Raw genomic sequence first — 26,286 nt, 5'->3', positions numbered from 1 at the left:
TTACAATTTCAATAACAATTTCACTTACAACTCTGCTTACAACTCTGCTTACAACTCTGCTTACAACTCTGCTTACAACTGCATTTCAACTACTGTACCTGCAGCATTCTAGCAGCCGATATTTACAGTTACAGTTCGCCTACAGCCGGACTGATAAAGCCTTCTGTCCGCTTCAACTTCTCTGTCGCCTCCGCATACGAGCAGCCTGTCAATATCATTAAAATCGCCGGCTTCGCTTTATGTTCAGCCAGCTCCAGCGTCTGCTCAGCAGTGGTGAAATCGCATCCGGTCGCCTCCATAACGATCCGTTTTGCCCGCTCCACCAGCTTCTCATTAGAGGGCTGAACATCGACCATCAGATTGCCGTATACTTTACCGAGTCCAATCATAGATGCGGTCGACAGCATATTGCAGACGAGCTTCTGCGATGTTCCCGCTTTCAGCCGGGTCGAGCCGGTAAGCACTTCTGGGCCGTTCTCCACTTCAATCGCAATATCCGCTATCGAGCTGATCAACGCCTCTTTGTTGCAGCTGACGCTAATCGTTACCGCCCCTGCCTCCTTGGCATAGGCAAGACCGCCAATAACATAGGGTGTCCGGCCGCTGGCCGCCAAGCCGACTACAGCGTCACTGCTAGTAAGCTGCAGACGCTGCAAATCCTGGGCCCCAAGCTCCTGGCGATCCTCCGCCCCTTCAACGGCCTTAATAAAAGCATTGCTGCCCCCGGCGATTAGGCCTATGACCTGATCCGGCGAAGTGCCGAAAGTAGGCGGGCATTCCACGGCATCCAGCAGGCCGATTCTCCCACTCGTGCCAGCACCCATATAAATGAGCCGGCCGCCGCTGCGCAGGGCGTCTGTAATAGCGCGAACAGCTTCAGCGATTTGCGGAATTTGCTGCCGGACTGCTTCAGCAACCTTTGCATCTTCCTCATTCATTACCGCAAGCAGCTCGGATGTATCCATTCGATCGAGATGCATCGTCCGTTCATTCCGCGTCTCTGTTGTCAATTTGTCTAACATCTGCCAGCCTCCTCGCTATATGCGTTAATTTTGGAATCGCTTTCTTCACCGTCATTATATACCCTTTGATATATAATTTCAATATATAATATTATTATTAAAATAATATTTCAATGTCATTTTCTTGCTCGCCTTACTTACAGCATTTCAAGCATTTCAAGCATTTCAAGCATTTCAATATTTCAATATTTCAGTATTTCAGTATTTCAACATTACATGGTTTCATGATTTCGGCATCCCAGCACCTCAGCACCTCAGCACCTTAGCACCTTAGCACCTTAGCATCCCGGTTCTCGCGCTCTGTCCCCTCGGTGAATTGCCCAAATATAAAAATGCCTTCCCCAAGCTACAAGACGCTTGTGAAAGGCATTTTCGCTCATCTAATCGATCAATTCACCCTGAAAAACCTGCTCCCGCTGCAAGTACCCGCGCAGCGGCTCATACTGCGGCGACGTCCAAAAGGACGCGTCGCGGACCAGGCGGGCGGCATCGTCCCGCGCCGCCTCCAGCACCGCAAAATCGCTGACCATGTCCGCGATTCGGAATTCCGGCACCCCGCTCTGCTTGGTGCCGAAAAAATCCCCGGGACCGCGCAGCTCCAGGTCCCGGCGAGCCACTTCGAAGCCGTCGTCCGTCTCGGTCATGACCTTCATCCGTTCCTGACCGACCTCCGACTTCGGCTCGGCGATGAGCACGCAGTACGAAGCGTGCTCCCCCCGACCCACCCGGCCGCGCAGCTGATGGAGCTGCGACAGGCCGAAGCGGTCCGCGTCCATGACGATCATCAGCGTCGCATTCGGCACGTCCACCCCGACCTCGACCACGGTCGTCGAGACGAGCAGCTGCACCTCATTGTCGTAGAACGCCCGCATGACCTCATCCTTCTCGGCCGCGGTCATCCGTCCGTGCAGCAGGCCGACCTTGAAGTGCGGAAAAGCCTGCTGCATCGATACGTGCAGGTCGATCGCATTTTGCACATCCAGCTTGTCCGATTCCTCGATCAATGGACAGATCAAGTAGGCCTGCCGGCCTGCAGACACTTCACGCTGAATGAAGCCAAGCACCCGGTCCATCATATGATGCTTCACCCAATAGGTCGAAATCGGCTTGCGCCCCTTAGGCCGCTCGGACAGCGTAGACACATCCATATCGCCGAAGGCGGTAATCGCCAAGGTCCGGGGAATCGGCGTAGCCGTCATCGTCAATACATCGGGATTAAATCCTTTCCGCCGCAATATGCTGCGCTGATTCACCCCAAAGCGATGCTGTTCATCTGTAACGACCAGACTGAGTGACCGGAAAAAGACATCCTCCTGAATAAGCGCATGGGTCCCTACAACAATATCGGTTAAACCCATTTGCAGCGACGCCACCAAATCCTTGCGCTTGCGCCCGGTCACACTTCCGGTCAACAGCCCAACGGTTATGCCGAAAGGCTCAAAGAGCCGGCTTAACGAACGCATATGCTGCTCTGCCAAAATTTCCGTCGGCACCATAAAAGCGCCTTGATGCCCTGATTTGACCGCGGCATACAGGGCGATCGCCGCCACGACCGTTTTGCCGGAGCCGACATCCCCTTGCAGCAGGCGATTCATGCAAAATGGAGCACGCATGTCCTGCAATATTTCCAGCTCGACTTTTTTTTGGGCATCCGTCAACTCGAAGGGAAGGCTGCGCACAAATTCGCGAATCGTCGCGTTATCAACCTCATGGCTGACCCCATCCATCCGCTCATGGTTCATGGCGCGGTACGCCTGCAGCTTCAGCTGAAACAGAAACAGCTCCTCATACACCATCCTGCGCCGGGCCTGCTGTCCTTCATCGCTATCCTGGGGCTGGTGAATACGCCAAACCGCTTGCCGCCTCGGCATCAGCCCGTATTCACGCAGCAGCTCGGGCGGCAAAATTTCCGGGATCATTTCCCCGTATTGCTGCAGAGCCTGTCCAATCGTCTTGCGCATCCATGCCTGCGTAATTTTGCCTCCTACGGAATAAACCGGCTGGAGACTTCCGCTGCGCAGCGTGCCGCGGTCGGGAAACTCTGATTCCGACACCGTCAATTGACTGCGGCGCTGATCCCATTTTCCCGTCAGTACGATTTCCCGTCCTGCTGTCAGCTGCTCCTTCAGAAAATGACGGTTGAACCAGGTCGCCGTAAACATCCAGTCCTCCGCCACCATTTTACACGTCAGCCTGGATTTCCGGCCATAACGCTGCAATACCGGCAAACCGATAATTTTGGCCTGGACTGTAATTTTCTCCCCGTCCTTCACCTCGAACAATGAACGCAGCCGATAGTCCTCATATCGAAACGGATAGTATTCAATCATATCGTTTACCGTAAAGATGCCAAAGGCGTGAAGCTCCCCTTCTTTGAGAGCACTCACGCCGCTAACTTGCTTAACTGGAATTTCATGCAAATTCAAATTCATTTAAATCCCTCGCTTCAAGCCGGCCATACGAATATAGCTACGACACCGGGACCGGTATGTGAACCTACGACTGCGCCGATGTCCGTACGAACAACCTCATGCAGCGTGAAGTGCTGGGACAGCAACTCCACAAATTCCTGCGCGAGCTCCGGGTTCACGCCGTCGCAAACCGCTACATTCAAATCTTTATGATCTTTAAAATCATTAACGAATAACTCAATCACCCGGGATACGGCCTTCTTCCGGCCTCTCGCCTTGTCCACTGCATAAATAATGCCTTCCTGATCCACAGACAGAATCGGCTTAATGTTAAGCAATGTGCCAAGAATAGCTGCCGCTTTCCCGATCCGGCCGCCCTTTTGCAAATACTCCAAAGTATCAACCAGGAAATACAGTCTGCGGCTCTGACCCAGGCGCTCCACCTCAGCTTTAATTTCCTCTACAGACGCTCCCTTGCGGGACAATCTGGCAGCTTCAACCACCTGCAGTCCGAAGCCGTATGAAGCGCATAAAGAGTCGATGACCGTAATATCGAGCTCGGTTCCCGCCTCTTCCTCCAGCATCGTCTTGGCCAGCAGCGCTGACTGGTACGTTCCACTCATACCGGAAGAAATATGAATCGATACAATCGGCGAACCCGGATGCTGATCCAGTAAGCTGCGGTATACCTCGGCATATTGGGAAGGGGAAGTCTGCGAGCTCTTCGGCAGTTCACGCGACTTCGTCAACTTCTCGTAGAACTCGTCCGCGCTGATATCGATCCCTTCTAGAAAAGATTCCTCCCCAATCGTAAGACGCATAGGTACAATATGAATGCCGTATTCCACGACTGTAGCTTTAGGTATATCCGCCGTACTATCCGCAACGATAACAACCTGCCCCATGAGCTCCCCACCCTTTCGACTCTCATTCATTTCCAGTACATGATCAGGCTTCTACAGAAAACAAATAATAATATATCGGCTGTCCGCCGCTGTGGATCTCCACCTCGACGTCCGGATAAGTTTCATGAATCCAGGTTACTAGCCTATCCGTCATATCCGAAGCGGCTTCCTCTCCAACGAGGATCGTAACAATCTCGTCGCCGCCTTCCAGCATTTTGGCGATCAGCTCCTGACTGGTTTCCAACAACCCGGGTTCCGTTGCCACAATTGTGGAATCTGCTATCCCGATATAATGCCCGGCTGTAATTTCCAGATCATCGAATACGGTATCTCTGACAGCATAAGTAACCTGTCCTGTCTTCACATGGTGTACGGCATCTAACATGCTTTCCCGGTTCGCATCAACGCTCTCGTCCTCCTGAAACGCAAACGCCGCTGCAATGCCTTGCGGTATGCTCTTGCTTGGGATGACGGTTACTTCGCGTTCCCCTTCCAGAAGATCACGCGCTTGCTGGGCTGCGAGCACGATGTTGGAGTTGTTCGGCAGCACAAACACATGCTGGGCCGAGATGGATTGAATCGCTTTGACGAAATCCTCCGTGCTCGGATTCATCGTTTGTCCGCCGGACAAGACGACATCTACACCAAGGCTTGTAAAAATATCCGCTATCCCTTCGCCCGAAGCTACGGCAATGAAACCGTAAGGCGCCAGCTCATCCGCCGGCATTTCCGCCCGGTCTGCCTGCCGCAGACTCTCGGCCGGAATGTCCGCGAACAGCTCCGGCATCGGAGCAGCATCCATACCTGCAGACAACAGCTCACGATGCTGCTCACGCATGTTCAGAATGTGAATTTGCGTAATTTCTCCATAGCGCAAAGCGAGATTCAAAACTTCACCAGGCGCTTTAGAATGAACATGTACTTTAATTACTTCATCGTCTGCGATAACAATGATTGAATCTCCATTTATAGACAGCGCTGTCCGGAACTGATTTTCGTCAAATGGCGTGTTTTTGGCCTCACCAAGCGTACGGTTAATGAAAAACTCCATATCGTACAAAAACTCAATATCCTCGGTCTCCAGCCTGGACTGTGCTGAAATTGGCGCTTCTGGTGTAATTTTCAAACCAGTAGAAGCTGGCTTTGCAGCCGATGAAACAGCTTGTCCCTCTGCCGGTATTGCGGCCGGGACGGTCCCGTCAGTCAAGACTTGCAAAAATCCCTCATAAATATAGACAAGTCCTTGCCCGCCGGAATCTACTACTCCCACCTGCTTAAGAACAGGCAGCAGCTCGGGCGTATGAGCCAACGCCTCTTTTGCCTTGGCTAGAACCTCTGTCATCAGCTCCGTAATATCCGTTGTTCGTCTGGCATAGAATACGGCGTGCTTGGCCGCTTCCTTGGCAACAGTAAGTATGGTGCCTTCTACCGGTTTCACAACGGCCTTATAGGCGGTATCGACACCGCTTTGCAGTGCAGCGGCAAAATGGATTGTGTTCAGTTCCTCATAGGAAGCGGCATACCTTGCAAAGCCGCGGAATAGCTGGGACAAAATAACGCCCGAGTTCCCCCGTGCCCCCATTAGCAATCCTTTGGACAGTACGCCTGCTCTGCTGCCTACGCCTCCTGCGCCGTTGTTTTTCAACTCGGACACGCCTGCGGTCATCGTCAAATTCATATTCGTTCCGGTATCTCCATCGGGTACCGGGAACACGTTAAGGGAATTGACGTGTTCGGCATGCTGGTGAAGCCTCTCCGCCCCGGCCAGTACCATGGCGGCAAAATCTGTTCCATTTAGAGAACGCTTACTCAATGAAAATTCCCCTTCCTAGCTTACTTCCTAGCTTGATACACGTACGCCTTGAACCGAGATATTGACATACGCTACTTCAAGTCCAACGACTTCAGTTAGTACATATTTCACTTTTTGTTGTATGTTGTGTGCAACCTCGGAAATTTTCGTGCCATAACTAACTATAATATGAAGATGAATTGACAATTCATTATTCTCCAGGTTAACTTCCACACCACGGGCAAGATTCTCCCGCCCAATCAACTCGGCAAAGCCGTCCTTTAACTGTTTGCGACTTGCCATTCCAACCAATCCATAACATTCCATGGCCGCTGATCCGGCAATGATCGCTATCGCTTCATCCGAAATTGTAATGTCTCCATAATCGGTATTCAATTTAATAGCCATACCCGCATCTGCTCCTTCCTGAAATTATTATGGACTAATCAACATTGTACTATAAGAAGTAAGAGAAATAAATAAAAGAAGAGCAATGTAGCTAGAAATAAAGTAAAGTCACTGGTTGACGCCGCTTTTTTTACTGTGATATTATAGATAAGTGTTGTTTTAAGAGGTTGTTATTAGGAGGTGTAATGAATGTCTCGCAAATGTTATGTAACAGGCAAGAGCCCAAGCACGGGGAACAATGTATCCCACGCAAACAATCACACGAAGCGTACTTGGGGCGTGAACGTACAAAAGGTACGCATTCTTGTAGACGGCAAACCAAAACGCGTATACGTTAGCACACGGGCCTTGAAATCCGGAAAAGTGACTCGCGCGTAATGGTTGTAATAGGTATATAAACAAAAAGCACCTTTTCTAAAATAGAGGTGCTTTTTTGATGCCTGTTTTCCGCGGCACCTTCAAAATTTTCCCGCAGCAAAAGGCGAAAGTGAGGCCGTCTCCCTTTTTCCGTAAGTCCGGTACATGCCCCCTCTTAGCTTTTGTGAAAAGTATTAAGTATAGCTTTGACGAATCCGCCCAAAAACTTAGGCAGCTTGATCGTATAAAATTTCATCCTTCACCCTCCCCATCATTCTCATGCCTTCACAACAGTCTATGTTTCAAGTCTGCTTCCCGTGTATTCAGGACGAAAAAAAAAGGGCACATGAGAACCTTGCTCATGTAACCCATTGTATGCGAAACAGCCCATCCCTATACCACTCTGATACTATTACGAATTTCCGCAATCGCAGCCGCCCGGTCCTCGCGTCCAAACACGGCGCTCCCGGCCACGAGCACATCCGCGCCTGCTTCAGTTACAAGCGGAGCAGTGGCAGCGGTAATCCCCCCGTCCACTTCGATATGCAGGCCGCTTAGCCCTAGCTGCTCCCGCCACTCGGCAATTTGTGAAATTTTGCGCAGTGTTCCCGGTATGAAGGCCTGTCCTCCAAAGCCCGGGTTTACGGTCATTACAAGCGCAAGATCAACATCCTCAATGACTTCGCGGACAGCCGCTGCAGGTGTGCCTGGGTTAATAGCGACACCGGCCTTAACGCCCAAGCTCTTAATAAGCTGAATAACCCGGTGCAAATGCACACAGGCCTCGGTATGAACCGTAATTAGGCTGGCCCCCGCCTTGGCGAATTCAGCGACATATTGTTCCGGATGCTCGATCATCAGATGCACGTCCAGAAACAGCTTGGTATGGGGAGCGACCGCGGCCAGTACAAGCGGGCCAAACGTAATATTGGGGACAAAATGACCGTCCATCACGTCGACATGAAGCCAGTCCGCACCGCTTCGCTCTACTTCAGCGACTTCTTGAGCCAGTTTCCCAAAATCCGCAGACAGAATAGACGGTGCTATGTTGATTTTTCTCATGTAGTCAGTACCTCCGTTTTTTATCCTTCATTTCCTCATAAAATTGCATATAGTGCTCGTAACGGCTAGCCGTAATCTCGCCTTCCTCCACCGCCGCCCTGACATGGCAGCCTGGTTCATGCAAATGGCTGCAGCCGCGAAATTTGCACCGCTCTGCATAATCGTTGAATTCGATAAAGCAGGAGGCGAGCTCCTCCACACCAAGCTCCAGGAAGTCCAGCTGGCTAAATCCAGGCGTATCCGCGACATAGCCGCCGTTATCCAGCGGAATAAGCTCGACATGACGGGTCGTATGGCGCCCGCGCCCCAACTTTGTGCTGATTTCGCTCGTCTCAAGGGACAGTCCCGGAAGCATCGCATTCAGCAATGATGACTTGCCTACACCCGACTGCCCGGCAAAAACGCTGATTTCACCCGCAAGCCGGGCTTTCACCGCCGTTATTCCAGTGCCTGCCAAGGAACTCGTAACAATGACCTCGTAGCCGACCTTTTCATAAAGCCCGACCACCTGCTTCGTCAGATCGCGGTCCGGTTCATTCTCCGGTTCATCCAGCAGATCTTCCTTCGTCAAACAAATCAGCGGACGCAGTCCCGCGTGCTCGATATGTACAAGAAACTTGTCCAACAGCTGAAGATTAAAATTCGGCTCCTTCAGTGAAAACAGAAGAACAGCTAAACGTGCATTGGCGATGGGTGGCCGGATCAGCTCGGTTACCCGCGGCAATATTTCATCCACCGTGCCTTCCCCGTTCTCGGTTGGAGTATAGAGAACATGATCACCTACCAGCGGAGTAATCCCTTTTTTCTTGAAAATGCCGCGGCCCCGGCATTGGAGAATGTTCTCCTCTGCCGAGGCTTCTGGCTTTACGTAGTAATATCCGCTTAATGCCTTAACAATTAAACCTTCAGGCATATGTTGCCGGCCTCACTTTCGTTTCTTTCTGTCTAATCTCAGTGCATATTGTTACGTTACTTATACCCTTTATCTTTATCTTTATCTTTATCTTTATCTTTTCCTTTACCATTTCCCTTACCGTTATTCTTGCTTTTATTGTCTTTTACGGCCTGCGCGACAGCGCCATTATCTATCCATCCGGTATCAGGGTTCTCCATTTCCCCCTCTTCCCAGTCATTGTAAGAGTTCTCCTCTACACTACTTCCCGGAAGCTGTGGAACCGGTACTGTTCCCTGCTTGGCATCGATATACGAAACAAGATACGTATCAAACAGCTCGCCATCCCGAATGACCGAGACGGCCCCGTTTTTATTCGGGGCAAGCACCAGCTCTACAGCGAACGTTTGGGTCGTATTGATCGTTTTGGTGCCCCACTCTTTGTTATCTCCGCGGGCGTCGCCGTAAACGATGCGAATTTTACTGTTCTTGCCCTCCTCAACCGGGGCAGCCGGCACTTCGAACGTGTATTTGATCGCTTCTGGCGGATAGCCCGAGCTCACGGTCAGAACCATTTCAGTACCTGGTGTTGCCAGGCTGTTCGGCGCAAACGGCCATTGCCCGATCACTTTGCCAGCCTCATATTCAAAGCTTGGCTCGGTCTTGATCCCGTCCTTAGCCAGCTTCAAGCCCAGTTCCTTGATCGTTGCCTCTGCCTCTTCCTGAGTTTTGTCAATTAGGCTCGGCATATTAAATTCCTTAACTCCTTTGCTCACTTTAAGCACAATGCTGTCAGTGGAAGGATCATAATCGGCTTTGGCATCCGGGTCTTGCGCGATGACTTTGCCTACTTCCATCTCGCTGAATTCTTCAGACTTGGTAATCCGATCTTCATCAACCCCTGCCTCAACCAGCTGGGCAACGGCGTCATCGTAGGTATATCCGATCAGCGGCGGCATTTTCTCCGGCGGCTTGATTATACTAACTTTTAAATCAATAACTGCACCTTCTTTAACTTGAGCTCCGTCCGGCCTGCTCTGTTCATAAACGATCCCTTCATCGAAGCCTTCTTTGTATTCCCGCTTAACATCGCCTACTTCCAGGCCTTTATCCTGCAGCGTTCTGACTGCATCCTCTTCACTTAGGTTGATTACATTCGGTACTGTAACATCCGGGACGGTAAAGGTTTTGTTTACGTACCATACTACCCCCGCCATAGCCAAAAGCAACAACACGGTAAGACTTACCCACAATACGGGTTTGAACCAAATGCGCTTGCTGGCCGCCTCTTCCCGCTCACTGTCTCCTTGTGCATCTCTGGACAGCTTGGAGCCGCCTCTTGCGGAGGACGACACCTGCGGTTTAATCGCTGGGACAATGCGTGTGCTGTCCTCATCCTCTTCGTCGATGAAGCTTAGCTTAGACTCCATTCGTCTTTCAGGCAGCAAGCAGGTCTCTAAATCATGGAGCATTTCCTTGGCCGACTGATAGCGTTCCCCCGGATTTTTACGCATCGATTTCAGAATAATATTCTCAACGCTTTGCGGAATCATCGGATTCACGGAACGAGGCTCCTCAAAATGTTCCTGCAGATGCTTCAAAGCAACGCTAATCGGGCTCTCTCCTAAAAAGGGAAGACGCCCCGTCAGCATTTGATATAATACAATGCCCAGCGAGTATAAATCTGACTTCTCCCCCGTAGCTACTCCTTTAGCATGCTCCGGTGAAAAATAGTGCACAGACCCGACTACGGACCCGGTTTGCGTAATTGTCGTAGACGTAACCGCACGGGCAATACCGAAATCCGTCACTTTAACCCGGCCATTGCGGCCGATCAATATGTTATGAGGCTTAATATCCCGATGAATGATTTGGTTATGATGGGCATGATCCAAAGCATCGGCAATTTGCGATGCGATGCGGATGGCCTCGTCCACTTGCAGCGGGGCGCGCTCCTTAATAATTTCATTCAAATTCTGGCCTTCCACGTATTCCATCACAATATAATGAATATCGTCTTCCTGTCCTACATCGTATACGCTCACTACGTTAGGATGAGATAAAGATGCGGCAGATTGCGCTTCCCGCCGGAACCGGCGGATAAATTCCTCATCGTTCACAAATTGTTGGCGCAGCACCTTGATCGCTATATTGCGATTAAGCAAAATATCATGGGCTTTATATACAAGCGCCATTCCACCGCCGCCAATTCGTTCGATAATTTGATAACGACCGCCCAATTCGTGTCCGATCATGAGTTCCACTCCTTTATGCTTGGCCCAGCCTCTTCGTAATTCTCGAGCAGTGCAACGGTAATATTATCGTCGCCTCCTGCATTCAAGGCAAGCTGAAGCAGGTGCTGAGCGCGATCCTGTAAAGAAAGATCGCCCGCTCCGAGCGTAAGCATCATTTGTTCACGGGTGACATGATTGCTGAGTCCGTCACTGCAAAGCAGCAAAATATCCCCTGCTTCCAAAACAATCTGGTCCAAATCGACCTCGACCTCGGAATCGGTGCCAAGCGCTCTCGTCAGCACGTTGCGCCGCGGATGAGTCAAGGCCTCTTCTTCACTGATCTGCTTGTTCTTAAGCAGCTCATTAACGAGCGAATGATCTTCCGTTAACTGGGTAAGGCCGCCTTGACGGTACTGATATACCCGGCTATCGCCAATATGACCGACGACTCCATTTTGACCGCTCAAAAGAACAGCAACGACCGTCGTCCCCATGTTGTGATATTCCTGATGCTCCGATGCTTTGCGGAATACGACTTCATTGGCATGTAAAATAGCTTGCTTCAACGCTTCGCCGCACGCTTGAACAGACAGGTTCGGAGCTAACTCCACCATGTCCTGCACAATTGTTTCTACCGCCAGCTGGCTGGCCGTATCCCCGGCCTGATGGCCGCCCATGCCATCGGCAACGATGCCGATCGTGTAGCCTTGCTCAAGGCGGGAAATCCATGCGCTGTCCTCATTGACGGGGCGAACGCGCCCAACATCACTTACATACACCATTTTCATTGATCAGATCACCTCACACCAGACTCCATATGCTTTGCCCGCAGCTGACCACAAGCAGCTGCGATATCATGCCCTTGCTCGCGGCGGATCGTCACATTGATGCCATGGTCCGCCAGTATGCGCTGAAACTGAAAAATGTCATTTCTCGCAGTTCTTACATATTTGCGCTCCGGCACGTGATTAACAGGAATGAGATTCACGTGACAAAGCATGTCCTTCAGCACACCTGCCAGTTCTTCCGCATGCTCCGGCTGATCGTTGACACCGCCAATTAGCGCGTATTCAAACGTAATTCTGCGGCCTGTTTTGGCAAGGTAATACCGAAGTGACTCCATCACATCGTCAAAAGGAAAGCGGCGATTTACCGGCATCAATTTGGAACGGAGCGCATCGTTGGGCGCATGAATGGAAATAGCCAAATTAATTTGCGTATCTTCGTCAGCGAACTTGTAAATGTTCGGAACAATTCCGCTCGTTGATACAGTAATATGTCTTTGTCCGATGTTCAAGCCTTTTTCATGAATCATAATCCGTAAAAACGCCATCGTCGCATCATAGTTTTCGAACGGCTCTCCGGTTCCCATAATTACGATACTGCTTACCCGTTCCCCGCGGGTATCGAGAATTTTCTGGGCTTGCACGACTTGAGCGACGATTTCACCTGCAGTTAAATTTCGTTTCAGCCCACCGAGCGTGGAAGCACAAAACGTGCAGCCCACCTTGCAGCCGACCTGCGTCGTTACGCAGATGCTGTTGCCGTAGTTATGCTTCATAATGACCGTCTCAATCGCATGATCGTCATGCAGTCCGAACAGGAACTTGACCGTTCCATCTTTCGATTCAAACTTGGTGATCTCCTTCAAAGTGACGAAAGCGAACTGGTCGTCCAGTTTCTGACGGAGCGACTTGGACAAATTAGTCATGTCCTTAAAAGAGTCTACACGTTTTACATACAGCCAATCAAATATTTGCGCGCCGCGGAACGCAGCTTCCCCTTGCTCAACAGCCCATTCTTGCAGCTGCTCCAAAGTATAATCATATATAAAGGGTTTCATTGTCACACACCTGTCCTATAGTATATCGTATGCAGTTGTCCACTCATTCTTTCTATTTTAGCACAAATCATTTTTACACTAAAGTACGGCAAGTTTCAACCCTAAAGTGCAGCAAGTCTTAATCTTTACTGTGAATCTGCCTGAGTAAAAAGTATTTTTTAATAAAAAACTATGTTAAACGATATTGTTGATATTCGAAAAACGAGAACGTACGCTCCATAATTATAAGTACAATCCAAATTCAGGTATGATCCAAATGCGGAGTGATTTCACCTCGATTTGAAGGACTTAAAGGGACTCCTGGCTTGGTTCCGTTATTTTAAATAGCAAGGAATATGAGAACACAGCGTCGAATAAGAAAAACATGTTGGTTTCTTTCCGTTTCCTGTAAACGAGACGAAGGCTCATCTTCGTCAAGCATTGTTTGCTTGCTAAGGGAACGGGTCATTTTTATTCTCGAGGTGATTTCAATGGATTTAGAACAAAGGAGAATTTGGAATAAAAACCATAAGGAGTTAACTGAAACCATATTAAATCCAAGCGAACACGTTCGAGTAATTGAGCTATTTCTCAATCACCATGCTTGGTTGTACTCATCAAGAATGAGTAACGCCAGCATCAATACTCTGGAGGATTTTGTTTTGGAAAGTCTGGAGGAAAGTGTGTTAAGGAAGTATCCTGTAAATGCTCCAGATACAAAGAATTCAATCGCATGGCATCTCTGGCATGTTGCAAGAGTCGAGGACATGACGATGAATATTTTAGTTGCAGACCGTCAGCAGGTGCTTCACTCTGGTCATTGGCTGCAAAAAATGAACATCAGATTTCCCCATAGCGGGAACAGCATGAGCGATGACGATATCGCAGAACTAAGTTCAGTTATTAATATAGATTCACTATTAGAATATAGAATAGCTGTGGGAAAACAAACCCGACAAATAATTTCGTCACTGCAACCAGGCGAGTTTAGAAATAAAGTGCAAGATTGTAGAATCAAAAAGTTATTTGATGAAAATGCTATTCTTCAAGAAGCAAGCGGTATTGCTGATTATTGGAGCAAAAAGACCATTGCAGGACTTGTGCTAATGCCAGCAACGAGACATAATTTTTTGCATTTGAATAAATGTGCCCGTATAAAGGTTAAGCTCCAAAAGGAAATGAGAAAATCATACCGATAAGATCAACAAACTGGCATACGATGCCTCAACTACCGCCTTGGAAAGGCGGTTTTCATTTTGATTAGCAATCAACAATGCTAATTAACATAGCCAACAAAAAGAAAGCCGAGCATGTGCCGGCAAACCAGCGCTAAATCACTAGTGAGGGTTGCTTTACAAAACTAATGCGTCACCATCGGACTGAAATCACCGCGGCTTAAAGGGTCAGCATCGTACAATGCGACGGCTCGTCCTGCAGCCGGCAAGTTACGCCAGAAGGTTTCTGCACACTGCGACCAAAGCCCTCTATCTGGTACGACTGGATAAAGTGATAAATTGAGGGATTTATGCCCGCAAAAAAACACACCCCGCTAATCGACCATGCCGATAGCAGAGGTGTGCTTCACCACTAACTATTGTAAACGAGATTGCGTTAGGCGCAAACCCTTTTTTTCCCAATCATGATATTGCGGAAGTACGCTTCATTAAGCGGGCGATGTAAAAGCCATCCGAGTGATAATGCTGGGGCAGAAGCTGCAGACCATAAGCTTCCTTGTCTCCAGCCTTATTCAATTCCTGTCCGGCAAATTGAGCAGGAGCAAGTTCATATTCGGGATGGCGCTCCAAAAATTGTTTTACCATCCCTTCATTTTCACTCGGTTCAATCGTGCAGGTGCTGTATATAAGCACCCCTCCAGGCTTAAGCAGTGTACTCGCCGCATCCAGCAGCCTCTGCTGGATACTTGTTATTTCGGCAATATCCTCCGGCGTCTTCGCCCATTTCAAATCCGGCTTGCGCCGGATCACCCCGAGGCCGGAGCAAGGGGCATCGAGCAATATGCGGTCAAAAGTTTCCGGCGCAAAACGCTGAGGAAGCTCCAGTGCATCTCCTGATAAAGTCTGTACATTATCAAGCTTCAGGCGTATAGCCTGTTCCTTGATTAGCTTCGCTTTATGGGCATGAATATCGTTAGCGGCAACCTCGCCGTTTCCGCCCATTTTTTCGGCGATATGACAGGTCTTGCCGCCAGGCGCTGCACAGCAATCCAGTACGGACATCCCGGGCTTTGGATCGACTGCTTCGGCCACCAGCATCGAGCTCTCATCCTGAATAGACAGCAAGCCGTCGCGGTACCAATCAGTTAACGCCATGTTGCCTCCGCTCGTTACGATAATCCCATCGGCTGAAATTCGAGAAGGGACCACCTCCAGCCCCTGCTGCTCCATCCTCTTCATCAGCTCGTCCCGGCTAATTTGAAGCGAGTTGACTCTAACGCTTACTGGAGGAGATTCATTATTTGCTCTGCAGATGGCTTCGGCCGTTTCAACACCGTATTGCTCAATCCATCTGGATACTAGCCATTCAGGATGCGACTGCTCAAGGGAAATTCGTGACACAGGAGGCAGATCAGCTGGCAGCTGCAGCTGTTCTTTACGCCGGAGCACATTCCGCAGCACGCCATTGACCATCCCCGAAATCCCCTGATGCCCTCTCCGCTTGGCAATATTTACGGCCTCATTCACGGCGGCATGCGGAGGAATCCGATCCAGATAATAAATTTGGTAGAAGCCCAGCCGCAGCAAATTCCGCACCCAGGGCTGCAGCTTCGCTACTCCTTTGGCCACAAATTGATCCAAATAATAATCGATTGTATTTTTTCTGGAAATAGTGCCATAGACAAGCTCCGTGGCAAGGCCAGCTTCAGGTCCGGTTAAGCCGGCCTTCTGAAGCGCCGTATTCAACAGCAGATTGCTGTACGCACCCTCCTGCTCCACCTCTGTAAGCACGTGCAGCGCAGTATCGCGGGCGGAAGCTTTGAACCGCTGCGATTTCCCGCCATTAGAACGCTTGCCGCTGGCTGGAGCCCCGCTGCCTTGCTTGCCGCGTTGCTCGCTCTGTATTCCTGGCTTAGCGCTTTTATTTTGCCCGCTCATGATAGTACCGTCCCCGGCTTCATCACTCCGCCGCGAATAAACTCGGACGCGTCCATCGCCTTTTTGCCGGCAGGCTGAATCCGGGTGAGCAAAATAGAAGTATCCCCTGTCTTGACTTCGATCCCCCGCTCCGATAAGTCCAGCACTGTACCGGGAGCTTGTCCGCTTGCCTGAACCCCTTCGCCTTCAACAAGCTTCGTCGCCCATATTTTAAACACTTCACCGTTCCACAAAGTGTAACCACCGGAATACGGCACCAGCCCTCTGACACGGTTATAAATGTCTCTTGAAGACGCCGCCCAGTCGATCCGTTCATCCTCGCGGGACAAGTTAGGCGCATACGTCGCTTCGGATTCATTTTGCGGAATGCGCCCGGCTCTGCCCTCGATGATAAGCGGCAGCTGTTCCGTCAGCAGAGCTGCTCCTGCAGCACTGAGCTTGTCAAACATCGTTCCAGACGTATCTTCGTCCCCGATGGTCACAGCCGATTTAGCAATCATATCGCCGGTATCGAGCCCTTCAGCCATATACATCAGTGTAATGCCGGTCTCTTTCTCCCCATTTATAATTGAGCGCTGAATCGGCGCGCCGCCCCGATATTTCGGGAGCAGCGAGCCGTGTACATTCAAGCAGCCATACTTAGGCAAATCAAGTACAGCCTTCGGTAAAATTTGTCCGTAAGCCGCGGTAACAATTACGTCTGGCTGCAGTGCCGCAATTTCCTCTATCGCCTCAGGCGATCTCATCCTGTGCGGCTGCAGCACGGGAATGCCGTGACGCTGTGCGGCTTCTTTTACAGGCGTAGGCGTCAATATTTTTTTCCGGCCTTGCGGACGGTCAGGCTGCGTCACAACGGCCACCACGTTATATCCCTCGCGAAGCAATGCTTCGAGGGAAGGTACGGCAAAATCCGGAGTCCCCATAAACACAATATTCAACAGAGACGTCACTCCTTTTCCTCACCCTCAGGCGTAATTTCGTACACTCTTTCGGCGATATCCGTATAAAGCACACCGTTCAAATGATCGATCTCATGCTGGAACGCCCGTGCCAACAGCTCTGTTCCTGTATAAGTCACTTCCTTGCCGTTTCGATCCAGGCCTTTGACCGTAACTTCCATCGCCCGTCTTACATCGCCCCGGTAGCCCGGAATGCTGAGGCATCCTTCAGGACCAAATTGCTCGCCCTCCGCAGATACGATTTCGGGATTAATAAGCTCAATCAACCCATGCTCATCTCCGACATCAATGACGATTAATCGTTTAAGGATTCCTATTTGCGGAGCGGCCAGTCCTACTCCTTCCGCATCATACATCGTATCTGCCATATCGCTGAGCAGCTTCTGTACGTTAGGCGTAATCTTCTTCACTTCTTTTGCTACCTGATGCAGCACTTCATCCGGTTCGTGGACAATAATCCGAATCGCCATACTGTCAACAACCTCCTATAGCCTCATCTTATGTTTAACCTGATCTTTACAAAATATATGCAACTGTCCACACCGATGCTCCGGCTGGATCGCTATAAAATAAAAATATTGCCGTATATTACATAAGCATTTGCGGATCAACATCAATGCTAATTTGCAGCGACGCATCCCGCAGCTGATCCATCGTAGCGGATGCCGTCTCCCGGACGAGGGATACCGCATCGAGATCCCCCCGATATTTTACCATACATTGAAATCTGTAACGGTTTTTAATACGCGGAATGGGCGAGGCTACCGGCCCTAGTATGTCAAGCGCCTCGGCTGTTCGTCTGTCCAGATCTCCGTACCAGCCAAGCCGCTGGGCTCTGCCCCGCAGCTCGCTGGCAAAGTTCTCGGCCAGCCGCAGCAGTACAGGGAGTTGTTCATGAGATAGCGTAGTGAGAATAAGCCTGCTGTAAGGCGGATAGTGGAGCGCTCTTCGATGCTGCAGCTCGTCTCTCACAAAAGAATGATAATCATGCCCGCTGGAATGGATGATCGAGTAATGATCCGGCATATACGTCTGTATAAACACTTCGCCCGGCAACTGATGGCGTCCGGCCCGGCCCGCCACCTGCGTAAGTAGTTGGAACGTCTTCTCTGCCGAGCGAAAATCCGGGAAATAGAGCGCCGTATCGGCCGCGATGACTCCAACTAGCGTAACATCGGGGAAATCCAGCCCTTTGGCTACCATTTGCGTGCCAAGGAGGACATCTCCTTTTTTGTCTCGAAACGCCTGAAGCAATTTTTCATGAGCGCCTTTCTCACTCGTCGTGTCCACATCCATGCGAATAACCCGGATGCCCGGGAACAGCTTGGACAGCTCTCCTTCGACCCGCTGGGTTCCGGTTCCGAAATAACGAATATGCTCGCTTTGGCACTCCGGACAGACGGATGGCGCAGGAGCGGCGTAGCCGCAATAATGACAGCGTAAATTGTTCGACTTCTGGTGATAAGTTAGCGAAATGTCGCACTCTGGACAGCCTGCCACATAACCACAAGTCCGGCACATGACGAACGTTGAATATCCGCGCCGGTTCAGAAACAATACCGTCTGCTCTCCGCGTTCCATCCGCGCCGCAATTCCCTGGTGCAGAGCCCGGCTGAACATCGAACGGTTGCCCTCGCGCAGTTCCTCGCGCATGTCCACGATATGAACACCGGGTAACCGGCTTCCAGAAGGGCGCTGCTTCATCTCTAAAATATGCGGCGCAAAATGGTCATTCGCCTGGGAGCGTGCAGCATGATAGCTTTCCAGCGAAGGGGTCGCAGACCCCAAAATGACCGCCGCGCCTTGCTGCCGGGCCCGCTCCACCGCTACATCACGAGCATGATATTTCGGCGTTTCTTCCTGCTTATATGAAGTTTCATGCTCTTCATCCATAACGATAAGTCCCAGATCAGCAAACGGGGCAAACACAGCAGAGCGCGCTCCAATTGCTACCTGCACTCGGCCTTCACGGATTTTGCGCCATTCGTCATACCGCTCCCCCGTAGATAGCCGGCTGTGCATTACCGCAACTTTACTGCCGAAGCGCCCCTTAAACCGCTCCACCATTTGCGGTGTCAGCGAAATTTCCGGCACGAGGACGATTGCCTGACGACCGAGGGAAATACAGCGTTCAATCGTCTGAAGATAAATTTCGGTTTTCCCGCTGCCAGTTACCCCGTGCAGCAAAAACACGCCATAGCGGCGGGCATCCAGCACCCCTGTTACCGCCTGGTATACGTACTCCTGCTCCGCAGTTCGTTCCAGCGGCTCCGTCGCTTTGAAGCGGCGATCCTGATACGGATCGCGAAACACCTCTACATCCTCAATCACCGCCAAGCCTTTGTCCGCCAGACTCTTGACCGTTCCTGCTGTGACGCGCAAAGTCGACAGCACTTCCTGCATCGATAAAGGAACGCCCGTCTCAAGTAAAAATTGCAGTACTTCCTTCTGGCGGCGCGCCTTTGTCCCGAACGATGCTAAAGCTTGCTGCGCCGCCTCGCCGCTTACCGCTGCCGCGACCACTTTGATTGTCTTCTTCCGTACCTTGTCCTTAATCGCCTGGCTTTCGAACAAAATCCCTTGACCCAGCAGCCCTTTGATCATTTGTGCCTGTTCTGGAAAACGGGCGCTTAAATGCGCCATCGTAACGGGGCCGGAACGTTTGACGTAAGAGACGATGTCCCGTTCGGTTTGTCCCAGCAAGGACCAGCCATCGAACAGCAAGCTTTCCTCGGCCCCAGCTGTCTGCCTTTCAGCCATCTGGTGCTCTTCGGTCACGTGAATGTATCTCTCTGCCTTCCCTTTTAAGGCGGAAGGGATCATCGCCTGCAATGCCGAAATCATGCTGCAAGCATATTTGCGGCTCATCCATGCCGCTAACTCCACTAAATCCGGCGGAAGCGGTGGGAGTAAATCCAGCAGCTCAGCAATCGGCTTCATCCTTGACGCTGCCATTTCCAGATCTTCGTGGAGGGAGATAACAAATCCTTGCACCGTCCGGCGGCCAAACGGCACACCTACCCGGCTGCCAATTTCGATCCAGCCGTTGAACTGCTCAGGAACTAAATAGTCAAAAGGCCGGTCGGTCTCCCGGCTCGGCACATCGACAATTACTTTTGCCATTTTGTACATTACTTAAACTCTCCTGTCAAACGCTCTGCAGCCAGTTCCATAATGCGCAGTCCAATTTCCTCCTTGGACAGCTGCGGGAGCGATTGCACCAACCCGTCCTGATCATAGACATGCACGATATTTGTATCGGAGCCGAAGCCTGCGCCTTCTGCAGTCACATCGTTGGCAATAAGCAGATCGCAATTTTTCCGCCGCAGCTTGTCGAGAGCATTTTGCTCCAATTGATCCGTCTCGGCGGCAAAGCCGATCAAAAATTGCCCCATCTTGCTGCGGCCGAGCGTTTCCAGTATGTCGATGTTTTTAACGAGCTCCAGTGTCATCGTCTCCCCGGATTTCTTCATTTTCTGCTCCGCAATTTGTTTAGGCCGATAATCAGCTACCGCTGCCGCCTTCACCAATATATCCGTATCCGCCCAAATCGCATTAACCGCTTCATACATCTCCAGGGCTGATTCCACGCGGGTGACCGTTAGCCCTTCTGAAAAAGCCGGTGGCGACACTTCCGTTCTGCCGGCAACGATGACCACCTCCGCACCGAGAGAGCGGGCTGCTTTCGCGATCGCAAATCCCATTTTTCCCGAAGAATCATTAGTAATATAGCGAACCGGATCCAGCCGCTCCACGGTCCCGCCCGCGGTAACGACCACCTTTTTGCCAGCCAGCGGCTGCTCCGCAACCCGCTTTTGACGGGCAAAATAGTTGGCCAAAACGGCAACAATCGCCTCCGGCTCCTCCATTCTTCCTTTGCCAGTATAGCCGCAAGCAAGCTGACCGCTGCCAGGCTCGACGATCAGCACCCCTCGCCCTGTAAGCTCAGCCAAATTGCGCGTTACCGCAGGGTGAGTATACATATGTACGTTCATCGCTGGTGCGATCATGATCGGGGCCTCCGTGGCCAACAAAGTCGTGGACAGCATGTCGTCGGCAATGCCTACGGCCATTTTGGCAATGATATTTGCCGTAGCCGGGGCAACGAGGGCGAGATCAGCCCAGTCCGCCAGGTCGATATGAGCGATAACCTGCGGGTTCTTCTCATCAAATGTGTCCGTATAGACGGGATGCTTGGAAAGCGCCTGCAGCGTCAGCTCTGAAATGAACTGGGTCGCCGACCCTGTCATAATGACGCGAACCTCCGCACCTTGCTGCACCAGCTTGCTGCAGAGCGATGCCGCTTTATATGCAGCAATGCCCCCGGTAATGCCTAGTAAAATTTTTTTCCCGGTTAACATAGGGTAATCCCCTCTCTTTCCTACCTATTCATTACAGAAAAAAACAACAACCTCGCGGTTGTCGTATGGTAGCCCGAAAGGCCATTCCTTATGATTCGTCGTCTGTAAGGGGCGCTCCTTTGGCATCCCGCTTAATCCGTACGAAGTCACCATATATTTCTTCGAGAGCTACGCCGACCTGTTTATGGGATTTCGGCTGCTGCAGCTCACTCTTCTCCCCTTCTCTTAGCTGTCTTGCTCTCCGTGAAGCAGCAACTACAAGCGAGTATTTACTATCGACTTTATCCAACATTCTATCAATCGATGGATACAGCATGTTCCACAACACCTCTTCTAAATTATCAATGTCACACCAAATACGTACCCGGTTATTTTCTTATTTTACAATGCTCGGCCGTAATGATGGATTCTATTCTTTTGCAGGCAAGATCTATTTCGTCATTGACGACGGCATAATCATAATTTTTGAGCAATCCGATTTCATCCACCGCTACCGACATTCGATGATCGATCGTTGCCTGATTTTCGGTTCCCCGCCCTTGAATGCGTCCCTTCAGTTCATCCAATGATGGCGGAAGCAAAAATACAAAGATGCCTTCAGGAAACTTCTCTTTCACTTTAAGGGCACCCTGAACCTCAATCTCCAAAATAATATCTTTACCGCTCTCGATCGTCTGTTCCACAAAATCCCGCGGCGTGCCGTAATAATTGCCGACATACTCGGCGTATTCCAGAAGTTGATCATTATCAATCATGTCCAAAAACTGCTCGCGGGTTTTGAAAAAATAATTTACACCGTGTTCCTCACCGAGGCGCGGCTGCCTTGTCGTTGCCGACACGGAATATACGAGCTCCGGCAAACGTTGTCTTAATTCGCTGCAGACCGTCCCTTTACCGACTCCAGACGGTCCGGATAATACAATAAGTAGCCCTTTTGCCATTGTTCTCTCCATTATTCGTCGTTGTCGTCGTCTTTGATGGACAGACGATGCGCGACCGTCTCCGGCTGAACCGCCGACAAAATCACATGATCGCTGTCTGTAATAATTACCGCCCTTGTCCGGCGGCCATAGGTTGCGTCAATTAGCATATGGCGGTCCCTCGCCTCTTGAATAATTCGCTTAATAGGCGCAGATTCAGGACTCACAATAGAAATGATCCGATTCGCCGATACGATATTGCCAAAACCGATGTTAATAAGTTTAATTGCCATGGTTAGGTAGTTCCCCCTAATTTCCTCGACTCACCTGCATCGAATGGTCGTATTATTCCATATTCGCTGCCTGTTCGCGAATCTTTTCCAATTCCGCTTTCATTGTTAAAACACGGTTCACGAGAGCCAAATCGTTGGCCTTAGATCCGATCGTATTGGTTTCACGATTCATTTCCTGTATTAAAAAATCCAGCTTGCGGCCGATCGGCTCACGGGTATGCAGCAATCCGCGACACTGCTCAAAGTGACTCTTCAGCCGGATCAACTCCTCGTCAATGTTGGAGCGATCCGCAAATAGAGCAACCTCCATCGCAAATCTTTGCTCATCCAGCGTCCCTTCAAACAATTCGCTGAGACGCCCCTGCAGCCGGGTGCGATAGTCGCTAACCACTTCCGGGGCCAATCCGACGAGTTCCGCATGGATTTCATCCAGCTTATACAGCCGGCTTTCCAAATCGCGAACAAGATGAAATCCTTCCTGCTCCCGCATTTCCAGCAGCCCTGACAGCGCCTCCTCCAGTCCTTCATGAAGCACGGCCTCCCATCCATGATGCTCTGAATCGAGGCCGTCCAAAGACGGTTCCGGCGCGGTAAACACATCGGGTAAGGTCAAGATGTCTGTTGCGCTAAGATTAGCGCTGATACCGTAATCGCGGCTTAGCTCCTCCGCAGCCTGCAAATAAGACCGCACGATGGAGTGGTTCAATACAAATGGCAAAGAGCTGTCATTGTCACGCTCTTTGCTAATGTATATATCAATCCGGCCCCTTTTGATATGACGCTGCACAAGGCGCCGCAGTCCGTCTTCATAGCGTGTCCACTCCCGTGGCAAACGAAGCACGATTTCAGCATACCGGTGATTGACGGATTTCATTTCAAATTGAATAACATAACCGCCGAACTGTCTGGCGGACTGTCCGTATCCTGTCATACTGTGAGACAAAGGTATCACATCCGTTACCCTATTGTAATTGATAATTATGAACGAGACAAGTAGCGTGATTGATGTGCGGTTTTCTCCCAAACATAATTGCTCAAATCAACAGTCATTTCATAGAACATAAATGGCGTTATCAAATAAATACCGTTAAAATGCTTCACTGCCGTATCCAGCAGCTCCTTGGCAATTTCTACCCCGACCTTGCGGCCTTCCTCCCCTTGCAAGCCCTCCATCCGCTTCCTTACGCTGTCTGACAGCCTGATTCCGGGAACCTCATTGTGCAAGTATTCCGCATTTCTGCCGCTGGCCAGCGGCATGATCCCGATGAAGACCGGGATGTCCAAATGCGCCGTAGCCTCTTTGATGGCAACGATCAGTTCGGGATCGTATACAGGCTGCGTCATAATATAGTCGGCACCGGAGGCTATTTTTTTCTCCAGGCGCTCGACCGCCTTATTTAAATGCTTCACGTTTGGATTGAATGCGGCGCCGACGACAAAGTTCGCTTTCTGCTTCAATGGCTTGCCTGAGAAAGCGACGCCTTCATTCAGTTGTTTGATCATGCGAATAATTTCAAAGGACGTTAAATCATAGACCGAGCTTGCCCCTGGCAAATCGCCGAAGCGGGCCGGATCGCCAGTCACCGCCAGGACATGGTCGATGCCAAGCGCATCGAATCCCATCATATGCGACTGCGTACCGATCAGATTACGGTCACGGCAGGCGATATGAATAAGCGGCCGCAGCCCCGTCTCGCTCTTGACGAGATGGCCCAGCGCCATATTGCTCATCCGTGTAACCGCCAGCGAATTATCGGCCAGTGTCAGCGCGTCTACGCCCGCTTCCTTCAAGGCAGCTGCGCCGTCCATAAACCTGCGAATATCCAAATCACGCGGGGGATCAAGCTCCACGATGACAGTATGACGCTCCTTGACCAATTGTACAATGTTCGGCTCCGCCGCTTGTCCGCCGGAGATGTTCTCCGCCTTCTCCTCCCGCTCTGCAATAGCGATGGCGGGATGAACAACAGGCAGCGTCTTTCCTTCATGAAGCGGCTTTGGCACATAACCTTGCAGCGCACTGGCGATTTCTGCAATATGCTCCGGTGTCGTACCGCAGCACCCGCCGATGAGACGAGCCCCCAAGTCTGCGAAAGAAACTGCGCACTCGCCGAAATATTCCGGCGTTGCTCCATATACATACTCTCCATCTACATAGTCAGCTAAACCCGCATTTGGAAACACGGATAATGGCATGTCAAGCGGCCCTTCCAATCCTTCCATTACGCTCATTATTCCTTTTGGACCGGAATGACAGTTGAAGCCGAGAACGTCAGCGCCTTCCTGGCGCAGCATGCTGAATGCATCGGTAATGCTGTAACCGTCCAGTGTCCGGCCGATCTGGTCGACAGCGAACTGGCAAATGACCGGGATTGAGCTTAATTTGCGAGCTCTACCCAGCGCGATTCTCATCTCTTCCATATCATAGAACGTCTCCAGCAATAAAGCATCGACGTCTTCCGCCAGCAGTGCAGCAATTTGCTCCTCATAATATTGCTTTAGCTCCTGCACGGAAACGTTAACTCTTTTGCCGCCGCGGATCGAGCCGACCGCTCCGGCAACATAAGCGTTGTCCCCAGCCACACTTCTGGCGATCCGGACGGCCGCTCTGTTGATTTCTTCCACCTTGGATTCCAAACCGAATTTAGCGAGCTTATAGTAATTCGCGGAGAAGGTGTTTGTCTCCAGCAATTGAGCCCCAGCTTCTATATAACGGCGATGTACGTCACCGATGACTTCAGGTCTTAATAGATTAAACTCTTCATATGAAATGCCGACAGGGAATCCCAGCTGATATAAGTAAGTGCCCAGTGCCCCGTCGCCGATCAAAACTTCCTTTTCCATTCTCTCCCGCAAATCCGGCCTCATCTTGTACCTCCGCAACTTTATTCTTGCTAAGCTAATTGTTTTTGTATTCATCATTATTGAGTCTAGTAAGGCTATCAATCTATTTCCATTCTTAATGTAACATAATTTCGCTCTGAATGGTAAGAAACCGCCTCGATTCCTGCCTTTTTAACACTTCCTGCCTCATTTAGCAGCCCCGATCCCCAGCCGATCACGAGACGATCCAGAGACGATCCAGAGACGATCCAGAGCCAATCCTGAATCGTTCCCAAACCTGTCCCGGTAAAAGGACGATTGCCAGCTATCCAGCAACAGGGCCTTCTCAGCTGTAAAGCAACAATGCAACATTGTAGCAAAGCAACAATTCAACATTGTGACAAAGCAAATGGGGCGTTTTAAGGTACTTAGAGAGCTTTAATTTATATAAAAGCATGACCACCCGTCCAACGGGTGGTCTGCTCTTGGGGTATAACCCCCTGTTGCCAAACTGCGCCTAAAGACGCTAGCCTGGCCACAAATCTGTTCAAGCTCAGTGTTATTTGTCACTTTCACTTACCAGTTAAACTGTTTTATTTCTTTCTTGCTCTTGTTGCTGCTGAGCGGATCTTTATACTCTTTTACACTCCGCTTATCTATGGCTGGATCATGTGCTTCTTGTTCACGAATGTATTTCGCTACAGTTCCGCTACAGTTTCGCTACAGTGGCTTCATTTAGGCCCACTGTACTTACATCATATCCTTCTGCCCAGGGCTTAGATCGAAAATGCGACTCAAAACATGAACGAAATTTTATAACGAAGCTGATGATCGCTATCTGTGTAAAAATAACCCTTCCCAAAATGTAACGAAGCTGGGCAACGTTATTTCAGTCTTTACTGCTCCAAACAG

The 26,286-nt window shown here is 50.5% G+C and carries 24 protein-coding genes and 1 pseudogene; 2 read left to right on the top strand and 23 right to left on the bottom strand.

What is annotated here, in order from left to right; genetic code table 11:
• Window positions 1-128: 128 nt before the first annotated feature.
• The 5 genes from murQ to G358_RS0120250 all read right to left on the bottom strand — a co-directional run bounded on the left by murQ (window position 129) and on the right by G358_RS0120250 (window position 6,538).
• Window positions 129-1,022: an N-acetylmuramic acid 6-phosphate etherase gene (murQ, locus tag G358_RS0120270; protein ID WP_019639086.1), complete on the bottom strand. Its 894-nt coding sequence runs from the start codon at window positions 1,020-1,022 to the stop codon at window positions 129-131.
• Window positions 1,023-1,402: 380 nt separating this feature from the next.
• Window positions 1,403-3,454, bottom strand: coding sequence for an ATP-dependent DNA helicase RecG (gene recG / locus G358_RS0120265; protein ID WP_019639085.1), 2,052 nt, complete (start codon window positions 3,452-3,454; stop codon window positions 1,403-1,405).
• A 14-nt stretch (window positions 3,455-3,468) separates the two neighbouring features.
• Window positions 3,469-4,338: a DegV family protein gene (locus tag G358_RS0120260; protein ID WP_019639084.1), complete on the bottom strand. Its 870-nt coding sequence runs from the start codon at window positions 4,336-4,338 to the stop codon at window positions 3,469-3,471.
• Window positions 4,339-4,381: 43 nt separating this feature from the next.
• A complete protein-coding gene (locus G358_RS0120255; RefSeq protein ID WP_019639083.1) occupies window positions 4,382-6,151 on the bottom strand; it encodes a DAK2 domain-containing protein in 1,770 nt (589 codons plus the stop codon).
• A 27-nt stretch (window positions 6,152-6,178) separates the two neighbouring features.
• Window positions 6,179-6,538, bottom strand: coding sequence for an Asp23/Gls24 family envelope stress response protein (locus G358_RS0120250; protein WP_019639082.1), 360 nt, complete (start codon window positions 6,536-6,538; stop codon window positions 6,179-6,181).
• 189 nt (window positions 6,539-6,727) lie between these two features.
• Between G358_RS0120250 and rpmB the strand changes: the two genes are divergently transcribed.
• Entirely contained in the window at window positions 6,728-6,916 is a 189-nt protein-coding gene (gene rpmB, locus G358_RS0120245) for a 50S ribosomal protein L28 (protein WP_019639081.1), read from the top strand.
• 154 nt (window positions 6,917-7,070) lie between these two features.
• On the opposite strand, the gene spoVM is transcribed toward rpmB, so the two are convergent.
• The 6 genes from spoVM to rlmN all read right to left on the bottom strand — a co-directional run bounded on the left by spoVM (window position 7,071) and on the right by rlmN (window position 12,926).
• On the bottom strand, window positions 7,071-7,151 hold the full coding sequence (gene spoVM / locus G358_RS30540) for a stage V sporulation protein SpoVM (RefSeq protein ID WP_019639080.1): 81 nt from the start codon (window positions 7,149-7,151) through the stop codon (window positions 7,071-7,073).
• Window positions 7,152-7,288: 137 nt separating this feature from the next.
• A complete protein-coding gene (rpe, locus tag G358_RS0120235; RefSeq protein ID WP_019639079.1) occupies window positions 7,289-7,957 on the bottom strand; it encodes a ribulose-phosphate 3-epimerase in 669 nt (222 codons plus the stop codon).
• Between the two features lie 4 nt (window positions 7,958-7,961).
• Window positions 7,962-8,870 (bottom strand): ribosome small subunit-dependent GTPase A, encoded by a 909-nt coding sequence (gene rsgA / locus G358_RS0120230; protein WP_019639078.1) that lies wholly within the window; start codon window positions 8,868-8,870, stop codon window positions 7,962-7,964.
• Between the two features lie 56 nt (window positions 8,871-8,926).
• The gene (gene pknB, locus G358_RS0120225) at window positions 8,927-11,104 is read right to left on the bottom strand and encodes a Stk1 family PASTA domain-containing Ser/Thr kinase (protein WP_019639077.1); all 2,178 of its coding nucleotides are present in this window, start codon (window positions 11,102-11,104) and stop codon (window positions 8,927-8,929) included.
• Complete coding sequence (locus G358_RS0120220; RefSeq protein WP_019639076.1) at window positions 11,101-11,871, bottom strand: Stp1/IreP family PP2C-type Ser/Thr phosphatase; 771 nt, start codon at window positions 11,869-11,871, stop codon at window positions 11,101-11,103. The genes pknB and G358_RS0120220 overlap by 4 nt, the downstream gene beginning before the upstream one ends.
• Before the next feature lie 8 nt (window positions 11,872-11,879).
• A complete protein-coding gene (rlmN, locus tag G358_RS0120215; RefSeq protein ID WP_019639075.1) occupies window positions 11,880-12,926 on the bottom strand; it encodes a dual-specificity RNA methyltransferase RlmN in 1,047 nt (348 codons plus the stop codon).
• Window positions 12,927-13,396: 470 nt separating this feature from the next.
• Between rlmN and G358_RS0120210 the strand changes: the two genes are divergently transcribed.
• Complete coding sequence (locus G358_RS0120210) at window positions 13,397-14,104, top strand: DinB family protein (RefSeq protein WP_019639074.1); 708 nt, start codon at window positions 13,397-13,399, stop codon at window positions 14,102-14,104.
• A 438-nt stretch (window positions 14,105-14,542) separates the two neighbouring features.
• Here G358_RS0120210 and rsmB read toward each other — a convergent pair whose 3' ends face one another.
• The 12 genes and pseudogenes from rsmB to G358_RS32525 all read right to left on the bottom strand — a co-directional run.
• Window positions 14,543-16,018 (bottom strand): 16S rRNA (cytosine(967)-C(5))-methyltransferase RsmB, encoded by a 1,476-nt coding sequence (gene rsmB, locus G358_RS0120205; protein ID WP_019639073.1) that lies wholly within the window; start codon window positions 16,016-16,018, stop codon window positions 14,543-14,545.
• Complete coding sequence (fmt, locus tag G358_RS0120200) at window positions 16,015-16,956, bottom strand: methionyl-tRNA formyltransferase (RefSeq protein WP_019639072.1); 942 nt, start codon at window positions 16,954-16,956, stop codon at window positions 16,015-16,017. Before fmt ends, rsmB begins: the two co-directional genes overlap by 4 nt.
• An 8-nt stretch (window positions 16,957-16,964) precedes the next feature.
• Window positions 16,965-17,447 (bottom strand): peptide deformylase, encoded by a 483-nt coding sequence (gene def, locus G358_RS0120195; protein ID WP_019639071.1) that lies wholly within the window; start codon window positions 17,445-17,447, stop codon window positions 16,965-16,967.
• Between the two features lie 118 nt (window positions 17,448-17,565).
• Window positions 17,566-20,109 carry a primosomal protein N' gene (gene priA / locus G358_RS0120190; RefSeq protein ID WP_019639070.1) on the bottom strand — a complete coding sequence of 848 codons (2,544 nt, stop codon included), beginning with the start codon at window positions 20,107-20,109 and terminating at the stop codon, window positions 17,566-17,568.
• Window positions 20,109-21,338 carry a bifunctional phosphopantothenoylcysteine decarboxylase/phosphopantothenate--cysteine ligase CoaBC gene (gene coaBC, locus G358_RS0120185; protein ID WP_019639069.1) on the bottom strand — a complete coding sequence of 410 codons (1,230 nt, stop codon included), beginning with the start codon at window positions 21,336-21,338 and terminating at the stop codon, window positions 20,109-20,111. Before coaBC ends, priA begins: the two co-directional genes overlap by 1 nt.
• Window positions 21,339-21,426: 88 nt before the next feature.
• Window positions 21,427-21,654, bottom strand: a complete 228-nt coding sequence (rpoZ, locus tag G358_RS30535) for a DNA-directed RNA polymerase subunit omega (RefSeq protein ID WP_019639068.1) — start codon at window positions 21,652-21,654, stop codon at window positions 21,427-21,429.
• A 52-nt stretch (window positions 21,655-21,706) separates the two neighbouring features.
• Window positions 21,707-22,279 (bottom strand): guanylate kinase, encoded by a 573-nt coding sequence (gmk, locus tag G358_RS0120175; protein WP_019639067.1) that lies wholly within the window; start codon window positions 22,277-22,279, stop codon window positions 21,707-21,709.
• A gap of 11 nt (window positions 22,280-22,290) precedes the next feature.
• Window positions 22,291-22,551 carry an extracellular matrix/biofilm regulator RemA gene (gene remA, locus G358_RS0120170; RefSeq protein WP_019639066.1) on the bottom strand — a complete coding sequence of 87 codons (261 nt, stop codon included), beginning with the start codon at window positions 22,549-22,551 and terminating at the stop codon, window positions 22,291-22,293.
• A gap of 52 nt (window positions 22,552-22,603) precedes the next feature.
• Window positions 22,604-23,494, bottom strand: a complete 891-nt coding sequence (locus G358_RS0120165; protein ID WP_026342383.1) for a YicC/YloC family endoribonuclease — start codon at window positions 23,492-23,494, stop codon at window positions 22,604-22,606.
• Window positions 23,495-23,529: 35 nt separating this feature from the next.
• Window positions 23,530-25,419, bottom strand: a complete 1,890-nt coding sequence (locus tag G358_RS0120160; protein WP_019639064.1) for a bifunctional homocysteine S-methyltransferase/methylenetetrahydrofolate reductase — start codon at window positions 25,417-25,419, stop codon at window positions 23,530-23,532.
• A 74-nt stretch (window positions 25,420-25,493) separates the two neighbouring features.
• Complete coding sequence (locus tag G358_RS33185; protein WP_157274436.1) at window positions 25,494-25,670, bottom strand: hypothetical protein; 177 nt, start codon at window positions 25,668-25,670, stop codon at window positions 25,494-25,496.
• A 280-nt stretch (window positions 25,671-25,950) separates the two neighbouring features.
• Window positions 25,951-26,146, bottom strand: a pseudogene (locus G358_RS32525) (hypothetical protein); the annotation flags it as partial.
• Between the last annotated feature and the right edge of the window lie 140 nt (window positions 26,147-26,286).

This window comes from Paenibacillus fonticola DSM 21315, assembly GCF_000381905.1.
Lineage (GTDB): Bacteria > Bacillota > Bacilli > Paenibacillales > Paenibacillaceae > Fontibacillus > Fontibacillus fonticola.
The sequence above is the reverse complement of the archived record's forward strand: the minus strand, read 5'-3'. Positions and strand labels throughout refer to the sequence as shown.

What these genes read in the sequence shown, in the direction of transcription:
- priA (WP_019639070.1), bottom strand. Translation starts at nt 20,109, where the DNA reads ATGTACAAAATGGCAAAAGTAATTGTCGATGTGCCGAGCCGGGAGACC.
- rsmB (WP_019639073.1), bottom strand. Translation starts at nt 16,018, where the DNA reads ATGAGCGGGCAAAATAAAAGCGCTAAGCCAGGAATACAGAGCGAGCAA.
- murQ (WP_019639086.1), bottom strand. Translation starts at nt 1,022, where the DNA reads ATGTTAGACAAATTGACAACAGAGACGCGGAATGAACGGACGATGCAT.
- rpmB (WP_019639081.1), top strand. Translation starts at nt 6,728, where the DNA reads ATGTCTCGCAAATGTTATGTAACAGGCAAGAGCCCAAGCACGGGGAAC.
- spoVM (WP_019639080.1), bottom strand. Translation starts at nt 7,151, where the DNA reads ATGAAATTTTATACGATCAAGCTGCCTAAGTTTTTGGGCGGATTCGTC.
- coaBC (WP_019639069.1), bottom strand. Translation starts at nt 21,338, where the DNA reads ATGTTAACCGGGAAAAAAATTTTACTAGGCATTACCGGGGGCATTGCT.
- G358_RS0120220 (WP_019639076.1), bottom strand. Translation starts at nt 11,871, where the DNA reads ATGAAAATGGTGTATGTAAGTGATGTTGGGCGCGTTCGCCCCGTCAAT.
- G358_RS0120260 (WP_019639084.1), bottom strand. Translation starts at nt 4,338, where the DNA reads ATGGGGCAGGTTGTTATCGTTGCGGATAGTACGGCGGATATACCTAAA.
- recG (WP_019639085.1), bottom strand. Translation starts at nt 3,454, where the DNA reads ATGAATTTGAATTTGCATGAAATTCCAGTTAAGCAAGTTAGCGGCGTG.
- remA (WP_019639066.1), bottom strand. Translation starts at nt 22,551, where the DNA reads ATGGCAATTAAACTTATTAACATCGGTTTTGGCAATATCGTATCGGCG.
- rsgA (WP_019639078.1), bottom strand. Translation starts at nt 8,870, where the DNA reads ATGCCTGAAGGTTTAATTGTTAAGGCATTAAGCGGATATTACTACGTA.
- pknB (WP_019639077.1), bottom strand. Translation starts at nt 11,104, where the DNA reads ATGATCGGACACGAATTGGGCGGTCGTTATCAAATTATCGAACGAATT.
- G358_RS0120160 (WP_019639064.1), bottom strand. Translation starts at nt 25,419, where the DNA reads ATGAGGCCGGATTTGCGGGAGAGAATGGAAAAGGAAGTTTTGATCGGC.
- gmk (WP_019639067.1), bottom strand. Translation starts at nt 22,279, where the DNA reads ATGGCAAAAGGGCTACTTATTGTATTATCCGGACCGTCTGGAGTCGGT.
- G358_RS0120250 (WP_019639082.1), bottom strand. Translation starts at nt 6,538, where the DNA reads ATGGCTATTAAATTGAATACCGATTATGGAGACATTACAATTTCGGAT.
- def (WP_019639071.1), bottom strand. Translation starts at nt 17,447, where the DNA reads ATGGCGATTCGGATTATTGTCCACGAACCGGATGAAGTGCTGCATCAG.
- rlmN (WP_019639075.1), bottom strand. Translation starts at nt 12,926, where the DNA reads ATGAAACCCTTTATATATGATTATACTTTGGAGCAGCTGCAAGAATGG.
- rpe (WP_019639079.1), bottom strand. Translation starts at nt 7,957, where the DNA reads ATGAGAAAAATCAACATAGCACCGTCTATTCTGTCTGCGGATTTTGGG.
- rpoZ (WP_019639068.1), bottom strand. Translation starts at nt 21,654, where the DNA reads ATGCTGTATCCATCGATTGATAGAATGTTGGATAAAGTCGATAGTAAA.
- G358_RS0120210 (WP_019639074.1), top strand. Translation starts at nt 13,397, where the DNA reads ATGGATTTAGAACAAAGGAGAATTTGGAATAAAAACCATAAGGAGTTA.